Below are 16554 nucleotides of genomic sequence, written 5' to 3'. Positions count from 1 at the left end.
CCCGGGTTGCGGTCGAGGTGGATCAGCGCACGGAATGGATCCAGCGCCAGCCGCCCTCCCCGATGGTGGCGGCCGGGCCGAACCCGGTGCCCGTGGCGTCGCCCGGCAGGAAGGTCAGGTTGCCGGTGCCGTCGCCCTGCGGTGCGGTGGTGAGCAGCAGGTCTGCGCGACGGTCACCGTTCGCGTCACCGACCGTTCCGGCCAGCGGGTGGGCGTCCCGGGGGGCGGATCCCAGGGCGGTGGGCGCCGGGAGCACCTGCGCTCCCCTGGAGAGGTACTGGCGCAGCTGTCCGTCGGCGGCGCGCGCCCACAGGTCCGCGCGGCCGTCCCGGTCCACGTCGCCGGGAGCCAGGATCTCGGGCAGGTCGGCCGGCTTCCACTCCGGGCCGCCCAGGACCACGACCTCGCGGGGCAGGGCCGGGTTGGTGCCGACGGTGCCGCGGTGCAGGTACAGGCCGTTGACACTGCGGCCCACCAGGTCCGGCTGCCCGTCCGCGTCGACGTCCCCGACCGCGAGGACGGTGGCGTGTGCCCATCCCTTGGGCCGTTCACCCATGGGGATGCGCTCACCGAGGCTGCCGAGACCGGTGTTGGGATACACCCACAGCTCGTCCCCGATCCGCGCGACGACGTCTTCACGGCCGTCACCGGTCCAGTCACCGCGGTGGCTCACGTCGGCCCCGGCGAACCCACTCGTCCCGATCACCCGGTGCGGCGCGAACCGGCCGTTCCCGAGCCCCGGATAGAGCCGCACCGAGCCGTCGTCCTGGACCGCGAGCAGGTCCGGTACGCCGTCGCCCGTGAGGTCTCCGTCCACCGGCGTCCGCGTCTGGAACGAAGCCGCCGAGCGGACCATCAGGTGGTCCTTGACCTTGGTGAAGCCGGTCTCCAGCGTCTCGCTGCGCAGGTCCCGGAAGTCCTGGCGGCTGAAGAAGGTGAAGTCGAACTTCGAGACGTACTTCGTCCCGGTCTCGTTGTCGACCAGGGTCGGCTCGCCGGTGCGGCACTCCGTGGCGCCGGCGGCCTTGCACGCGGCCGTGAAGTACTGCGGGTCGGTGCCGTCCGCCTCGGCCAGGGACAGGGTGCCCGGCCGGCCCGCGTACACCGGGTCCATGTGCGCATAGGCGGGACGGGCGTTGAAGTCACCGGCCAGGACCACCGGCAGGCCGTTGGCCCATGCCTCGATCCGCGCCATCAGCGCCGGGGTGTCGTTCTGCGCGGCGTCGTCGCGCCGCAGGTGGGTGCCGCAGGCAAGGACGGCACGCCCGTCCACGGGAGCCTTGGCGCAGACCACCGAGCGCTTCTCCCCGGTGAACCCCGGCGGCGTGAGTTCCGTGGACATCCCGCTGACCTCGCTCTGCGGGGCCCGCACCAGCAGCGCCTGCCCGAAGCTCTTGTCGTCCCCCCACTTCCCGCAACCGTCCGCGGTCTGGGTGCCGGTCCACACACCGGTGTAGCCGGGCAGGGCCTGCCGCAGCCCGTCGTACTGGCCCTTGCACACCTCCTGGAGCATCACCACGTCGGCGTCCCAGTCGGAGACGTGTCCCCGCAGGCCGTCCGTCCATGCGGTGAGCGACATCTCGCTGCGGCACTTCTCGGCGTACGCGCCGCAGACGTTGTACGAGATCGTCCGCACCGGCGGCGTCCCGGGCGGCGCCACGGCCGACACCGCGGGTGTCACCGGCAGCGCCGCGAACACGCCCGTCACCGCGACCAGCCCGCCGGCCATCCACGCGGCGAGTCCTTCTCTTCTCTTCACGGTTCCCCTACTTCTTCACGATCACAACGGCGTTGCCGACTTTGCGCTCGGTGGGGCCGCTCGCGGTCCAGCTGTCCATGGGGCGGTTGTAAAGGGTGTCGTTGGCGACGAGGGTGGTGTCGCCGCCGACGCCCAGGCTGAGTGCGTCCTTGGCACCGAGCCACTTCATGACGTCGGCGGCTTCCTGGACGGTGACTCCGACGCTGGTGAGGGGGTCACGCCCGTCGATGGTGACCAGGAGGAGTTCGCCGGTGGCGGTGACCCCTGCGAGGGTCCGGGGGTGCCGTTCGGTGACGGCTGCGGTCGGCGTGCCCCAGGTGACGTCGTGCATGCCGTTGGCCACCGTGTTGACCAGGACCTCGCCGTTGCGGACCAGGGCGGGGCCGCCGCCGGCGACCGCGGAAAGGGTCGGGCTGGTCACCGGCTTGCCCTGGGAGTCGGTGATGGTGGTGCCGGGTTTGAAGGCCTGACCGATGACGGCGTGGGCACGGAGCCAGTCCGCACCGGCCCCGATCCCCTGCATGATCCTGCTGCCCGCGGGGATGGGGCCTCCGGGCGGACGTATCTCCTTGACGGTCCAGTTGCCGTCCATGACGACATCAACGCTGTTGCCGACCTCGGGTCGCGGCAGAGGGGGCGTCGCCCCCCACTCGGGCCGGAAGATCACGACTTCGTCGTCGTCGACGCACATGACCCCCCGCCACGGCTTGGCCTCGGGGTTGGCGCCCTTGCCGTCGAGGCGGTGGTCCTCGCCGACTCCGCCGCAGCCGCGGATCCGGCCGGGCACGCGGTTGATGCCGTCGATCCGGCGGACCTGGCCGTCGGGCGCGGTCACCTGGGTCCCGGAAGTGATCTCGTCGACGCGGACCCGGTCTCCCGCGCCCTCCAGGAGCAGGGCGGTTCGGCCGTTGTTGGCCTCGCTGAGCAGGTTGTTGCCCTGGACGTACAGTCCCTCGGGATCGCCGCCGTGGCCCGAGAAGTTCGGGTTGGTCTTCGAATCGATGTCGAACTCCGACCCGTTGACCGCGACCAGGGCGCCGGCCGTCCCGGCCATGTCGCGGACCGTCTGGGCCGTGCTGACGTCCTGTCCGTGCACGGCCCTGAAGGCGACGGCCGCGGTGGGCTCCACCGTGACGACCTGCACCTGCCACGGCCCGGTGCTGGGGGAGCCGTCCTCGGCCGTGTAGGTGATGCGGGCGGAGTACCCGGAGGCTTCCAGCCGGCCCTTCAACAGGTTGGCGTCGGCCCGGTGGTCCGGGCCGATCCGCCCGACACGGACCATGTTCTCGGACAGGTGGCCGCCGTTCCCCGTGAGTACGGGGACCTGCCGGGAATCGACGCGGCCCGTGAACCCCTTGGCGGCCAGGTCCTTGACCAAGGCATCGGCGTACGTTCTGTTGCCGACCTGCCAGCTCCTGCCGCCGGGGCGCGGGATCTCCAACTCGACCGACCACACGTCCGACGCCTGGCCCTGGCTGAACCTCTGGTACGTGACGCCGGGTGCCAGGGTCCGTACGGGCTCGGCGACGGTCCGGAGATCGTCAGGGCCCAGCGGCATGTGCTGTGCCGTGTTGCCCGACCCGTCTGCCACGGCTGCCGCGCCGGGTGGCAGCACGACCATGGAAGCGAGCACGACGGCAGCCGCGAGGCCGCGAGACAGTCTGGGCAAGACACTCCTCAGGTGGACGAAGAACCGTTGCCTTCAGGAGGTGGACGCCGGCCGCTTCACAGGGAACGGCCGGGAGCACCGAGGTAGGCGATGACAGGGGCGTGGTCGGAGACGCCGGTCGTCGGCTGGGTGCCGGGCGTCTGCTGCGTCATGTCCATCAGGGACTGGTCGACCAGGCAGTCCGTGAAGCGGTGTCCGGCGTCACGGCCGGTGAACACGTGGTCGAGGGTGTAGGCGCTGGGGGTGGCGCCGCGCCAGGTCTGGTGGGTGTGGAGGGCAGGGTCGGTGGCGCAGCGGTCGAGTCCGCCGGAGATGCCTTCCAGGGTGGGGGAGTCGCCCCGGGCATTGAGGTCCCCGCCGAAGACGATGCCGTTCCGGAAGTCGGTGGAGAGCTCGTCCCTGATCAGCCGTGCCTGCATGGTCCGGATGATCTCTGGGAACTTCTTCTCCTTCTGCCCGGCCGACAGATGCGACGTGCACAGCTTCTCCGCCCATGCGTTCGGCCGGACGCACAGCACGGGGCTCTTGCGGCGGTCCAGCTTCTCGATCGCGTCCGTCAGAACGGTGCCGCTCTCCTCCGCGGGCAGCTGCGGGTACCCCGTGGGCAGACTCGTGAAGTCCTCGGCCCGCAGGCCGCGGGGGAGCGTCTCGATGATCTGCGGCTGGGTGAAGCCGCCCTTGACCGCGAGCAGGACACCGATCTCCCCGCCCACGAACGGGCCGGTCAGCCCCGGTTCCGTGCCGGCGCGGCAGTTCTTCGTACCGTCCTCGCGCGTGCCGGGTGCGTGGACCAGCTGCCAGTCGTCGGGCAGGGCCTCGTCCAGGAGTCTCATGTGGCTCAGCTGCGGATTCGGCGCCGGATCCGACTGACCCTGGGTGTACCCGCACGCCTCCTGGAGCATGATCACGTTCGCCTTGTGCCTGGCGACGAGGTCGGTGAGCGCCTTGACCTTCTCCGCCGGGAAGTTGCGCCTCGGGCAGTATCCGGCTTCTCCGCGCGCGCCGCCCGCGTCCCCGCACATGTTCCAGGTGACCACCCGGAGGGGGCCGGTCGCGGCCTGCAGGTCGTGGGTGAAGTCCTCGACGGCGTAGGGCATCGCGGTCACGTCATCGGCGAGGACCGCTGCCGGCCGGGCGGTGGAGGCGTAGGCGGTGACGCAGACGCCGAGGAGGCCCATGGCCGTGACCATGGCGATCAGAGACCTGCGGACAGGGTGCATGACGCGGGTTCCTTCGCTGCACCCCGGGGTGCCGTGGCTGGGTGGAGAGGAGAGACCGGCCGGTAGGGCCGTACCTGCCCACCCGCCCCGAAGAGGGTGCGGGGCGGGTGGGCAGGAGATGGGGGTCCGCTCCGGGTCAGAGCGTGCCGGCCAGGGCGATGGAGCCCAGGGGGTTGACGGCGATGCCCTGGACGATGGGCACGGTGACCGGGGTCGTGAAGATGCGGCCCTGGTTGTCACGGGCGAAGTGGACGACCTGGTTGCCGCCGGTGGTGAGAGCGATGCCGACGTTACGGTCCACGCCGGCCGCGCCCACGGACGTGACGGTGATGTTGCCGAGGTGGCCGGCCAGGTCCCAGAAGGTGCTCCAGGTGCCGTTGCCCTGGCGGATGGCGTAGTACTGGCGCGTGCCGTTGTCTGTGGCGATGACGATGTGGGCGTCGCCGCCGCTGCCCGCCATGGCCACGGAGCTGATCGGCCCGGTGGCGCTGGCGGCCTGGGCGACATCGCCCCAGACGGTCCAGTGACCCGTGGTGTTGCGCAGGGTGTGGTACGCCTTGCCGCCGCTGACGGCGATGACCTGGAGCTCACCACCGGTGTTGGCGGTGGCGATGGAGGTCACGTTGCTCATGGGGCCGGTGACGGCGGCGACGTCGCCGAAGGGCGCCCACGTGCCGTTGGCGCGGCGCACGCTGTGGAAGACCTTGCCGTTGGAGACCGCGACCACCTGGATCTCCGTACCGGTGGACACGGCGGAGACCTGGGTGACGTTGGGCAGCACGCCGGCCTCCGCACCGACGTCGCCGAAGTTCAGCCACGTTCCGTCCGCCTTGCGGATGGTGTGGTAGATGCGGCCGTTGTGGCCGAGCGCCACCACATGGGTGTCGCCGTTGATGCCCGCGACGGTGGCCGTGCGGACACCGCCGATGTCCCCGGCCTTGGACTGGACGTCGATGAAGCCGGTCCAGGAGCCGTCGGAGAGGCGGATGCCCTGGTAGAGGGTGGTGCCCGCCTGCACGACGGCCTCGGTCTTCCAGCCGGGGGTCTGCGAGCGGACCTCGGCGGTCCAGGCGATGAGGTTGTCGGCCCGCGCGGAGATGGCCCCGGTACGGGTCTCGGTGGCGGGGGTGCCGAGGCAGCCGCCCTGCCAGGAACGGCTGTTGACGCCGACGAGCTTGCCGGCCGCGTTGAAGAGCGGACCGCCGGTGTCGCCCTTGCACAGGGCGTCGGTGCCCTTGCCGGTGATGGTGAGGGTGCCGGCGTCGGAGGCGTTCGCGGTGAACGTGCCCGTGTGGAGCTTGTCGGGTACCCACTCGGTCTTCGTCCGCCCGAACCCGGCCGCCGTGAGGTCGGTTCCGGCCACGGGGACCTCGGGGGCGATCCTCACGCCGGCGAGGCTGGTGGCGGGGGTGGCGAGGCGGGCGAGCACCAGGTCACGGTCGGTACGGGGGGCGAGGTCGACGACCTCGATGGCCCGGCCGTCGGAGAGCGTGGCCACGGACTTCAGCGCCGGCTTCCCGGCCGGTACCGGCGTACCGGGGGCGGCGGCGAAGCAACTGGCTGCGGTGATCACCCAGTTGGCGTCGAGCAGGGCGCCCGTGCAGGCACGGGAGTTGACCTCGTCGCCGATGTTCAGCTTCACCACGGCCTTGTACTGATCGGCCGGAGCCTCGGGCCCGGCCAGGGCCGTGGCGGGAGCCGCCGAGATCAGCCCGGCGGCGACCGCAGTGGCGGAGACGAGCAGACCGGTTGTCCGCGCCGAGCGCAGACGGGGTGCGAGCATGCTTGGTCCTTCGGTGAACGGGTGCGTGGGAAAACGGTCGAGTGCCGACCGGACGCGCGTCCGGTCGCTGTCCCTGTCGGCGGGTGAGGCCCCTGCCGGTGCCGTACAGGCCCTACTTGGCCGTCCGGATCTCCATGAGCATGAACTCACGCCCCTGCTCGTCGGCGCTCTCGCCGACCGCGGTCCAGGAGTTCTTGTTCACCTCCCACGTCTTCTCCTCCTCGCCGACCTTCAAGTCGACCTGGGCGGAGTAGTTGTTGCCCTTGACGGCGAAGACGGAGGGGATCTCCAGGGTCAGGTAGCCGGTGGTCCCGGTGACCCGAAAGCAGATCTTCTCCTTGTCGCGGGCCCAGAGCTCCATGAGGTCGGTCGCGCTCGCGCAGTCGGCGAGGACGATGTGCCCGTCGCCGCGCTTGAGGGTGATGTGCTGCTCGGCGAGGATCCTGTCGGCGTTCGGGTAGCCGAAGTCCTCGATGGCGTAGCCCGGGCCCTCCTCGGCGACGGCCTTCAGCGCGGTGGTGTCCGTAGTACCGGTCGCGCTTGCGCCGGCGCCGGTGATGGCGATCCATGCGAGGGCGCCGGCCGCGGTGGCGGCAGTCGCGGTGCGGGTGAACGTCTTACGTGCCTTCATCCCTACCCCAGTCGTCAGTTCCGGGCCCTGCCCGGAGAGTTGCATGCGGATGCGGAGGCTCACGTCTCAACAACAAGAGGACCGACATGGACAGGTCTTCTCTCATCGGAGGCCCCCCGACTTCCTCCGGGATCCTAGCCGGATAACCGGAGCAGAAATCAAGCCCTGAAAAACGAACGCGACGCTCCACCGCTTCCCTTATGCATGTCGAAGTCCATCCGAAGATGCGAGCAGACCGCCCGGATGAGTGACGTGAATCACGTGAAGCTGAAAGTTTGCGCAGATCGTATGGGTCATTAGAGGGGCGAGTGTCCAGGTTTGGATGCCGGCCTTCCCCTGTCGCAGGCCCGGTCGGGTCGTACCGAATAAACGAAGGTTGATTGGCCATCAACTTCTGTCTGGTCAAAGCTCAGTGTGCCGCGTAAGGTCCTGTTGCGCGCCGCTTGGACCCCGCACCGCGTCTCTTCGTCCAGGCTGATGAAGCGCGACTCACACCTTGCTGCCCCGGATCACGCCGCCACGCCTTGCGGCGTTCCGCGCGCCGATAGCGAAGGACCGTTTTGGACACCACTTATTGGAGTAGGCGGCGGATTCTCGGCGCCATCGCGGCCACCACGGCCGTCGTCACCACTTCCAGCCTGGTTCTCAACCCCACAGCTGCCTGGGCCGACACGCCGCCGTCGACAGACGATCCGTTCCTCCTGCCGGACACGGACCGAGCCAAGGTCGTCAAGGCATGGGTGCTCGGCGGACCGGCCGTTCGTGCCGCCGCCGCTGCCGCGCTCACCGGATCTGATGCGGATGTGCAGGGCTTCCTGGCCGTGACACTCACGTCGGCAACCGCGGCAGACAATCGCGCCTCGCTCATGAACAGTCTCGCGGTGGCCGGCAAGGGGACTCGTCGTGAAGCCACAGCCGCCCTCAACGGTGGTGACTCTGCCGTCTCCGCGTTCCTCTCGGGCGGCTTCAAGTCCGCTCACCTGGAGGACCTGCGGGTGGCCACGGCCACGGTAATGGCCACCAGCGGCAAGGCGGTGAACAAGGCGGGGAATGCCGCTCTCAACGACGGCTCCCAGGCGGCGCTGGAGAAGTTCCTCGCCACGGACCAGTTCACAGCGCGGCTGGAGGACATGCGCGCCGAGGCCTCCAAGCTGCTCATGCTCGCAGGTCCGGAGGTGCAGAAGTACGCCAACAGGGCCCTGTCGGGCACAGAGGCCGAGATCGAATGGTTCCTCGACACCGGCCAGCACATCGCCCGCGCCCGGGACCAGGAGCGGGCCAAGATCGAGGAACTGCTCGCTGTCGCCCAGCGCGAGGGCAAGACCGCCGAGTCGAAGACGAAGCAGGCCGAAGAGGCCGCCAACCGAGCCGTGGAAGCCTCGGCCAAGGCCAAGGAAGCCGCGGAGACAGCGGAGGCAGAGGCCCGCCAGGCGGAAAACGACGTCTTGAAGGCGGCCCGGGCGGCCCGCAAGGCGGCCGAGGCCGCAAAGGGAGCGTCCGACGCGGCGCGGATGGCTACCAACGCCGCCCACGCCGCGATTCAGGCCTCCCGTCGCGCCGCGAACGCCGCCATGGCCGCGAGTCATGCGGCAGCCGCTGCGGGCACCGCCGCATCGAAGGCGTACAGGGCGGCCATCGACGCCTCCAAGAACGCGGCTCTGTCCGGCAAGGCCAAGGACGCCGCCGTATTCGCCCGCAACGTTGCTGCCAAGGCCCGGGCCACAGCGGATCAGGCCGAGCTGGCCGCAAACGCTGCGCAGTCGGCCGCTGACATCGGTGCCAGTGCCGCCGGCGCGGCACGCAAAGCCGCCCTGACCGCGGAGGCAGCCCAGAGGGCCGCGGAGACGTCGGCCGGTACGGCCGTGGCGGAGGCCGAGGAGGCCAAGCGGCAGGCGCAGATCGCCGGCACGAACGCCCGGATCGCCACCAACGCCGCCGGAACGGCGCAGGTGCTCGCGAGCGCGGCAGCGACCGCGGCACGTACGGCCCGAAACGCCGCCTACAGCGCGGCCGCCCATGCGGACAAGGCCGCCGACGCCGCCGAATGGGCCGTCACGTATGCCGGACAGGCGGTGGACCACGCGAACAAGTCCACCCAGTTCGCCAACGAGGCCACCAAGGCTGCCGACAAGGCCACGGAAGCGGTCCTCCAGGCGATCGAGGTGGAGAGGAGCGCGCGCGAGGCCGAACAGCAGCGGCTGGACCACGAAACGCAGCGGGCGGTCGAGGAAATGCGATTGTTCGCCCAGGCCGAAGCCCGCGAGAGGGCGCAGACCGAGGCGAAGCGCAGCCAGGCCGAGCAGACCTCCCAGGCGACGAAGAGCCTCATCGCACAGGCCGAATCGGCCCTGAGGGCGGGGAACCTGGCAGCGGCCGCCAGCGTGGGCCGGAAGGCGGCCGTCGCCGTCATGGATTCCCGTGGCATCTGGTCCCGGGAGGCGGCACAGTTCGCTCTGGCCGGTACGGATGCCGACGTCCACGCCTGGATCGACAGCGACCGGCAGATCGCCCAGCGACAGGACGACCGGGAGAGCACCGTCCACCTCGCAAGGGTCTCTCCCTCGAAGGTCGCCTACGCTGCGGCTGCGACGCTGAAGAGCAGCGATCCCGACGCCGCGGCGACGTTCCTCCGCACGGGTGCCATTGCGGCCGCGGCCACGGACAACCGTGTCGTGGTGGCCCGACTGCTGGCCGAGAAGCCCGGCCGTGCGGTGGCGGCGGCAGCCAACGCGGCACTGGACGCCGGAACGGCCGAAGCGCTCCACGAGTTCCTGTTCGTGACGTACGAAAAGGCGCAGTGGGAGGACGATGCGGTGGCCACGGCCGCCCTGCTCCAGACCGCGGGCCCCTACACCAAGGCCCACGCCCAGGCAGCGCTCGAGGGCCCTGCGTGGATGCGCCGGAAGTTCATCGCCTACTTCCAGTACGAGACCGCGCAGCTCGACCAGGATTTCGCCACCCATGTCGCGGCCATGCAGGGCGCCATCTCCGCGGCCGCAAAGATCGCCGACGCGGCGCAGGAAGATGCCGCCCGCGCCCAGGAGGCCGCGGCCACGGCTCGTAACGCTGCCGCGGAAGCGGTGGCGTGGGCGGGGAAGGCGGAGGCCGCGGCTTCTCGGGCCGCGGCCTCCGCACAGAAGGCGAATGCTTACGCGGACCAAGCCGAAGAGTCCGCCCGCAAGGCCCAGGCCTCGGCCGCGCAGGCCAAGCAGGCAGCGGCGAACGCCCGCTTCGCGGCCCGGTCGGCGAACTACTCCGCCAACCAGGCGATCAGATCCGCTCGCAGCGCGCTCACCTCCGCCGCCAACGCGAAGGCGTCTGCGACGAGGGCCCGCGCCGCCGCGATCACGGCCGGCAGGAACGCGGCGGATGCGGCCAGTGCGGCCGGTGAGGCCCGCCTGGAGGCGGTGCTCAAGCGGCATGCGGAGGACGAGGCAGCGGCAACGCTGGCGGCGGACACGATCGCGGCGGCCGAGGCCGCCATGAAGAACCTGGCGGACCTTTCCGAATACGACGAAGTCGTATGGGGCATACGCAGGTCGGAGTGGAAGGACTACGCCCATGACACCCATGAGCTGGCCTTCTACACGTCTGTGGGCAGCGTGGCGGCTGGTGTCGCCGGTGTGCTTGCCGGTTTGACCGTTGTCGGCATTCCCCTTGGCATGGAGCTCGCCGGGGTCGCCATCGTCCTGAGTGTGACCACCGTCGTCCTCGACTTCGCGACAGCGTTCTTCACCGGCATGGGATACGGATTCGACAGCAAGGAGTTCTGGAAGTCCCTCGGGGTTGCGGGGCTCAGCCTCATCACCATGGGGAAGTCGAGGCTGATCAGCAGGATCGACGAAGTTCCCCACATCGCCAAGGAGCTCACGAGTGCCGCGTATGACGGCTTCGGAGCGATCGTCAACCGTCTGATATCACATTGACCCAGGTGCGTTGACCACTGTGGGGCCGGTGTCGGGGAAGACACCGGCCCTCACGGCGTCAGTACCGGAGTGTTCTCATCCGCGCCTCGTCCGCGTGCGGATCGTATGACACCCAGCCGGCGCCGGCGGACCGGAGCGCTGGTTGGGTGCGGCGGCGGAGGATCTCAGGCCAGGGCCCGGGAGATCGACACCAGCAGGTCGGGGTCTTCCGCCTCTGCCGCCCGCACGCCGGCCATCGCGTTGACGCTCCGCTCGGACCCCGCCGGTGCCTCGCGCGCACCGGCGCGGGCCGCGGCCGTGAACATGGCCGCGAGGCCGGCGGCCACCGCCTCGCGCTCCGCGGCCCCGTTCTGCTTCGCCCGGCGATATGCCTGCTCCCGTACCTCGTCCTCGCAGGAGGCGCACAGGTCGAGCATCCAGTCGTGGATCGTGGTCATCCGGTGGAGCAGGACCTGCTCGGGGCCGGCGTACCAGGCCGGGGTGACGAGCATCGCGTTCCCGGGGGCGGGCCCGGAGGTGCGGACCAGCCGCCACAGGGGTCGCAGCGAGGTGATGGCCACCAGCGGGTTCCACACCCGGTCGATCAGACCCGGACCGTAGGCCGGTACGAGCAGTCCGATGCCGATCGTCACTCCGCTGACCGAGACGAACGGGACGAGGCTGTTGTTCAGTGCGTCCCAGTCCCGGCCCGCCCAGCGGGCGCCGATGGCGGTCAGCTTGAACAGGGCGAAGATGATGTTGGTCAAGGCCGCGATCACCAGCACGAACAGGCCGACCCGCAAGGACCTGTCGACCGCCGTCTTCGGCTCGTGCGCAGTCCGGCGGTCGATGTCGACGATCCAGGTCCAGCACACGACGGTCATGGCCGCGGCGGCGGCGAGGTACGTGAGCAGGTAGAGCAGGAGCATCTCGCTGATGAACGGGGTGTCGGCGTAGTACGTGTCAAAGTCCCGCGGCCGCTCCACCGGTACATCACCCAGTGCGAAGAGTGCCACCAGTGCCACGATCGCGACGCAGCAGCCGATCTTCCACACCCGCACGCGCCGGCCCGTACGGCTGTGCCCTTCCGATCCCCCTCTCCAGTAGTCCAGCAGCACCAGGGACGCACACGAATAGGCCGTCATGATGCAGTGGACGAGGAGGGCCGAGAGATTGCTGATCCCGGTGAGCCGGTTGACGGCACTGATGGTGGGCGCCGAGGAGAAGACGAAACCGGCGCAGGGCAGGAACAGCAGGAGGTTCACCGTCCGGACCGTCGGGCTGCGCCACCCCCGCACGAGGGCCGGCGACTTCGCCAGCAAGGCCGCGCCCAGGACGGCAGCGGTGATGTAGTAGTCGTCGCACCGGAATGTCATCAGCCCCCCAGCGATGCCCAGATACGGCCGACCAGATCGTCCTGGGGCGTGCTGCTGCGCTCGCCGAGGAGCAAGGGCCGGAACTTCGCCGCCAGCAGACGCCCGAACTTCTCCGCCCGGCGCTCCTCGGCCACGCTGTAGTCGGTACGCCCCGCGAGATGCGTGACCGGGTCACCGACGCTCCACGTGTCCCCGAGCACGCCCGCAGCCGTGGCCGTGACTCGCTCGGCCGCGCCGCCGGGACGCCCGGAACGGCGCTCCGCGCTGTGCCACAACTCGTGCCCCAATATCACCATCTGGTGCATGGGCAGGGTGTTCTCCTCCACCACGACCACCTCGTGCTCGTCGAAGTCCAGCCAGAGCCCGCTGACCGTCCCCGGAGGGAACGGCGCCAGCATGAGCCGGATCTCGCGGCCGCTGCTCTCGGTGAGATAGGCGCAGATCGCCCGGAACAGGTCGTGCGGATCCGGCCCGGCCGGGCGCGGCACCCCGGCGTACAGGTCGTCCCGATGGCGCCTCATCGCGCGCGAGACTTCCAGCGCGTCCCACATGTTTTCCCCACCCGGACGCATCCCTTGCCGGCCGTCGTTCTTCGAGACTTCGAACGCTGCGCGGCACTCGGTCAGTTCGTGTCTCCCGGGTGCGTCTGTCCCCCACACACGCACTCGTGGACCGGGGCTCATGCTCCACCCCCGCGTCCGCGACACTAGCCACTTGATCGAACGCGGGCAACCAAGGCCGGGTTTGCATACTGCCTGGCCAGAGGCCCCTTACACGGCTGATGAGGGTATTGACCGCATGCGGAGGGAAATGGTTGCGAACCGGTCAGACCCCCGAGGCCCGGCCGGCCGGGCGCGGGTTTCGGGACGTCTCCGCCGACCTCAGGCACTGCGGCCGGATCCCGCCAGCGCCCGCGAGATCGACACCAGCAGGTCACGGTCCTCGGCCTCCGCCGAGCGTACGGCGGCCATGGCGAGCACGCTCTGTCCGGTCTCCGGCGGTGACGTGCGTGCGCGGTCGGAGGCTGCCGCAGTGAACATGGCCGCGAGGCCGGCGGCCACCGCCTCGCGCTCCACGGCCCCGTTCTGCTTGGCCCGGCGGTAGGCCAGCTCGCGCACCTCGTCCTCGCAGGAGGGGCACAGGCCGAGCATCCAGTCGTGGATCGTGGTCATCCGGTAGAGCAGGACCTGCTCGGGGCCGGCGTACCAGGGCGGGCGGAGGAGTGCCGGGTTCCCGGCAGCGGGCCCGGGGCCGCAGACCAGACGCCACAGGGGTCGCAGGGCGGCAAGGTCCAGAAGCGGGTTCCACACCCGGTCGATCAGCCCGGGCCCGTACGCCGGTACGAGCAGCCCGACGCCGACCAGCGTTCCGCTGACCGAGATGAACGGCGAGAAGGCATCGTTGAGGGCGGCCCAGTCACGGCCCGCCCAGCGGGCGCCGATGGTGGCCAGCCGAAGCAGGCCGAACACGATGTTTCCCATGCCCGCGATCACCAACACGAGCAAGCCGATCCGCAAGGACCTGTCGACTGCCGTCTTCGGTTCCCGCACGGTCCTTCTGCCGATGTCGAGCATCCACTTCCGGCACATGACGGTCGTGGCCACCGCGACGGTGACGTGCGTGAGCAGGTAGAGCAGGAGCATTTCCCTGATGAACGGGGTGGCGGCGTAGTACGTGTCGAAGTCGCGCGGCCGTTCCACCGGCACCTCGCCCAGGGCGAAGAGCCCCACGATCGCCGCGATCACGACGGCGCAGCCGATCTTCCACACCCGTACGCGCCGGCGCGTACGGGCGTGCTCTCCCGAACCTCCTCGCCAGTAGTCCAGCAGCACCAGGCACGCGCACGAGTACGCGATCAGGATGCTGTGGACGAGGGGGGCCGAGAAGTTGCTGATGCCGGAGAACCGGTTGACGGCGGTGACGGTCGGTGGCGAGGCGAGGATGAGGCCCGTGCACGAAAGGAAGAGCAGGAGGTGCACCGTCCGGACCGTCGGGCTCCGCCACTCCCGCACGAGGGCGGGTGCCTTCGCCAGCAAGGCCGCGCCCAGCACGGCGGCGGCGAGGTAGTAGTTGGGCTCCTGGTGTGCCATCAGCTCCTCAACGATGCCCAGATGCGGCCGACCAGGTCTTCCGAGGGCGTCGTGCAGTCGTCCTTGCCGAGGAGCAAGGGGTGGAACTTCGCGGCCAGGAGACGACCGAACCTCTCCGCCCGCCGCTCCTCCGCCATGCTGTACTCGGTGCGCGCCGCGACATGGTTCGCCGCGTCGCTGAGGCTCCACCGGTCCCCGAGCGTGCGTGCGGCCGCAGCCGCCCCGGCCTCACTGCCCGGCACGCCCGAGTGGCGCTCTTTTCGATGCCACAACTCATGCCCCAGGATGACCATCTGATGCATCGGCAGGGTGTTCTTCTCCACCGCGACCACTTCGTGGTCGCCCAGGTCCAGCCAGAGTCCGCTGACCGTCCCCGGAGGGAACGGCTCCAGCATGAGCCGGACCTCGCGGCCGCTGCTCTCACTGAGATAGGCGCAGATCGCCCGGAATAACTGGTGTGGATCCCTCCCGGTCGGGAGCGGAACCTCCCTGAACAGTTCCTCCAGATGGCGCTTCATCGCGCGCGAAACCCCCATCGCGTCCCACATGTCTTCCCCACCCGGACACATCCGTTGCCGAGCATCGGCCTTCGGGTCTTCGGGCCTTCGGGCCTCCGAGCCTTCGAACGCTGCGCGACACTTGATCAGTTCATGACTCCCGGGTGCGTCTGTCCCCCACACGCGCTCCCGCGGAACGCGGCTGGTACGTCACCCCGCGCCGCGACCCTAACCACTCGACTGCACGCAGGCAAACGTTTCCGGGCAGGCGTTTTGCCTGGCCAGCGCTCTCTTGTCCACTCTGACGAGCGCAGCGGCCGTCTGCGGAGGGAGCTTTCGCCGAACCTGCCGGAGTCGCGGCGCGGGCGTGGAGTTCCGGCCCGGGGCGGCTATCCGTGCGCGTCCGTGAGGCCCTCGCGTGCGCGCTCCTCGCGCGAGCGCCGCGCGATGGATTCGATGAGGGCGATGATGGGCTGTGCAGTGTCCTCGGGCACGTCGGCGAGGGCGCGTGCGGCGTAGTCGACGACGCCGAGACCGGGGTCGGGCGAGCCTGCGGAGCCGGTGCTCCGCAGGCGCTGGATGTCCTGTTCCTGGCGGGCGACGGTCCGCTGCAGCAGATCCTTGTGGATCTGCTGGAGCACGCGGTCCAATGCCTGGGCGGGTGTGGCGACGAGGAACTCGATGCTTTCGCCGAAGAACCCCGCGATCCCGGCCGCGTGATCGAGGTTCGGGGCCTTCCCCGTCCTGATCATCTTGTCCAGCCACTGGGTGCTCGTCCCGGCGGCCGCCGCGATCTCGGCCAGTGAGTACGCGCGGCGCTGGCCATCGGGGGAAGTGCGCAGCCGAGTGGAGCGGAGGAAGACGATCCGGGCGACCACCCGTCGGTGCCGCTCCTCCACGTGATCCGCCCCGCCGCCCTCACCCTGCGGCAGCGGCTCTCCGCGCAGCAGCGCCTGTACGTCCTCCACGGGCAGCCCCGAGGCGTACGCGAGGCCGCCCTCGCCCTCCACGCGGAGCACGTCCTCGCGTTCGAGACCGGCAGGTCCGAGCAAGGAGATGATGTCCTGGGCGGTCCGGGCGGGATCCGCGGCGTATCCCTCGTTCATTTCCGTTCCCCTGATCCACGCTGCCGGCAGCCGATTGGTCTACGTGAATATCATAAGGAACCACCCCGACTGCACGTGAGCGACCGGTGGCGTCGCATTCCCCGCGCAGCGCGGAAGCAGGGCTTCCTCAGACCACCGAGAGCAGGTCCACCACGAAGACGAGCGTGGAATTGGCCGGGATCAGCGGTGACGGGGACTGGTCGCGGTAGCCGAGGCGCGGGGGGATGACGATCTCGCGCCGGCCGCCGACCTTCATCCCCCTGAGTCCCCGGTCCAGGCCCTTGATGGCCCTGCCGCCGCCCACGGCGAACTTGAACGGTTCACCCCGGTCCCAGGAGGCATCGAACTCCCTCCCGGACTCGAAGGTGACCCCGACGTAGTGGATCCGGACCACCCGGCCCGGCTTCGCCTCGGGCCCGTCCCCGAGGACGAGGTCCCGCACGGTCAGCTCCCGGGGCGCCTCACCCTCCGGAAGCTCGATCTCCGGCTTCGTCGGTTCACTCATCGCAGCCTCGTCA

Annotated in this window: 12 protein-coding genes; 1 reads left to right on the top strand and 11 read right to left on the bottom strand. The window is 70.1% G+C overall.

What is annotated here, in order from left to right; translation table 11 throughout:
- Positions 1-22 precede the first annotated feature (22 nt).
- From AB0O36_RS30955 to AB0O36_RS30935, 5 genes are all read right to left on the bottom strand, one after another.
- On the bottom strand, positions 23-1759 hold the full coding sequence (locus AB0O36_RS30955; RefSeq protein WP_365115907.1) for an FG-GAP-like repeat-containing protein: 1737 nt from the start codon (positions 1757-1759) through the stop codon (positions 23-25).
- Between the two features lie 7 nt (positions 1760-1766).
- The gene (locus tag AB0O36_RS30950; RefSeq protein ID WP_365115905.1) at positions 1767-3428 is read right to left on the bottom strand and encodes a phosphodiester glycosidase family protein; all 1662 of its coding nucleotides are present in this window, start codon (positions 3426-3428) and stop codon (positions 1767-1769) included.
- Between the two features lie 56 nt (positions 3429-3484).
- The gene (locus AB0O36_RS30945; RefSeq protein WP_365115903.1) at positions 3485-4648 is read right to left on the bottom strand and encodes an endonuclease/exonuclease/phosphatase family protein; all 1164 of its coding nucleotides are present in this window, start codon (positions 4646-4648) and stop codon (positions 3485-3487) included.
- Between the two features lie 136 nt (positions 4649-4784).
- Complete coding sequence (locus AB0O36_RS30940; protein WP_365115901.1) at positions 4785-6431, bottom strand: trypsin-like serine protease; 1647 nt, start codon at positions 6429-6431, stop codon at positions 4785-4787.
- A gap of 112 nt (positions 6432-6543) precedes the next feature.
- Entirely contained in the window at positions 6544-7062 is a 519-nt protein-coding gene (locus AB0O36_RS30935) for a hypothetical protein (RefSeq protein ID WP_365115899.1), read from the bottom strand.
- 560 nt (positions 7063-7622) lie between these two features.
- On the opposite strand from AB0O36_RS30935, the gene AB0O36_RS30930 reads away from it, so the two are divergent.
- Positions 7623-10988, top strand: coding sequence for a hypothetical protein (locus tag AB0O36_RS30930; RefSeq protein ID WP_365115897.1), 3366 nt, complete (start codon positions 7623-7625; stop codon positions 10986-10988).
- Positions 10989-11152: 164 nt separating this feature from the next.
- On the opposite strand, the gene AB0O36_RS30925 is transcribed toward AB0O36_RS30930, so the two are convergent.
- The 6 genes from AB0O36_RS30925 to AB0O36_RS30900 form a co-directional block, all read right to left on the bottom strand.
- Positions 11153-12343 (bottom strand): DUF6545 domain-containing protein, encoded by a 1191-nt coding sequence (locus tag AB0O36_RS30925; RefSeq protein WP_365115895.1) that lies wholly within the window; start codon positions 12341-12343, stop codon positions 11153-11155.
- On the bottom strand, positions 12343-12864 hold the full coding sequence (locus AB0O36_RS30920) for a toxin-antitoxin system, toxin component (protein ID WP_365115893.1): 522 nt from the start codon (positions 12862-12864) through the stop codon (positions 12343-12345). Before AB0O36_RS30920 ends, AB0O36_RS30925 begins: the two co-directional genes overlap by 1 nt.
- Before the next feature lie 360 nt (positions 12865-13224).
- Positions 13225-14433 (bottom strand): DUF6545 domain-containing protein, encoded by a 1209-nt coding sequence (locus AB0O36_RS30915; RefSeq protein WP_365115892.1) that lies wholly within the window; start codon positions 14431-14433, stop codon positions 13225-13227.
- Positions 14433-14981, bottom strand: a complete 549-nt coding sequence (locus tag AB0O36_RS30910) for a toxin-antitoxin system, toxin component (RefSeq protein ID WP_365115891.1) — start codon at positions 14979-14981, stop codon at positions 14433-14435. The genes AB0O36_RS30915 and AB0O36_RS30910 overlap by 1 nt, the downstream gene beginning before the upstream one ends.
- 338 nt (positions 14982-15319) lie before the next feature.
- Positions 15320-16036 (bottom strand): hypothetical protein, encoded by a 717-nt coding sequence (locus AB0O36_RS30905; protein ID WP_365115890.1) that lies wholly within the window; start codon positions 16034-16036, stop codon positions 15320-15322.
- Positions 16037-16163: 127 nt separating this feature from the next.
- The gene (locus tag AB0O36_RS30900) at positions 16164-16541 is read right to left on the bottom strand and encodes an FKBP-type peptidyl-prolyl cis-trans isomerase (protein WP_365115888.1); all 378 of its coding nucleotides are present in this window, start codon (positions 16539-16541) and stop codon (positions 16164-16166) included.
- Between the last annotated feature and the right edge of the window lie 13 nt (positions 16542-16554).

Origin of the sequence: Streptomyces sp. NPDC089799, from assembly GCF_040684755.1 — a bacterium.
GTDB lineage: Bacteria > Actinomycetota > Actinomycetes > Streptomycetales > Streptomycetaceae > Streptomyces.
This window is presented reverse-complemented; position numbering and strand designations above follow the sequence as displayed.

What these genes read in the sequence shown, in the direction of transcription:
- AB0O36_RS30945 (WP_365115903.1), bottom strand. Translation starts at nt 4,648, where the DNA reads ATGCACCCTGTCCGCAGGTCTCTGATCGCCATGGTCACGGCCATGGGC.
- AB0O36_RS30915 (WP_365115892.1), bottom strand. Translation starts at nt 14,433, where the DNA reads ATGGCACACCAGGAGCCCAACTACTACCTCGCCGCCGCCGTGCTGGGC.
- AB0O36_RS30940 (WP_365115901.1), bottom strand. Translation starts at nt 6,431, where the DNA reads ATGCTCGCACCCCGTCTGCGCTCGGCGCGGACAACCGGTCTGCTCGTC.
- AB0O36_RS30925 (WP_365115895.1), bottom strand. Translation starts at nt 12,343, where the DNA reads ATGACATTCCGGTGCGACGACTACTACATCACCGCTGCCGTCCTGGGC.
- AB0O36_RS30920 (WP_365115893.1), bottom strand. Translation starts at nt 12,864, where the DNA reads ATGAGGCGCCATCGGGACGACCTGTACGCCGGGGTGCCGCGCCCGGCC.
- AB0O36_RS30900 (WP_365115888.1), bottom strand. Translation starts at nt 16,541, where the DNA reads ATGAGTGAACCGACGAAGCCGGAGATCGAGCTTCCGGAGGGTGAGGCG.
- AB0O36_RS30910 (WP_365115891.1), bottom strand. Translation starts at nt 14,981, where the DNA reads ATGTGGGACGCGATGGGGGTTTCGCGCGCGATGAAGCGCCATCTGGAG.
- AB0O36_RS30905 (WP_365115890.1), bottom strand. Translation starts at nt 16,036, where the DNA reads ATGAACGAGGGATACGCCGCGGATCCCGCCCGGACCGCCCAGGACATC.
- AB0O36_RS30935 (WP_365115899.1), bottom strand. Translation starts at nt 7,062, where the DNA reads ATGAAGGCACGTAAGACGTTCACCCGCACCGCGACTGCCGCCACCGCG.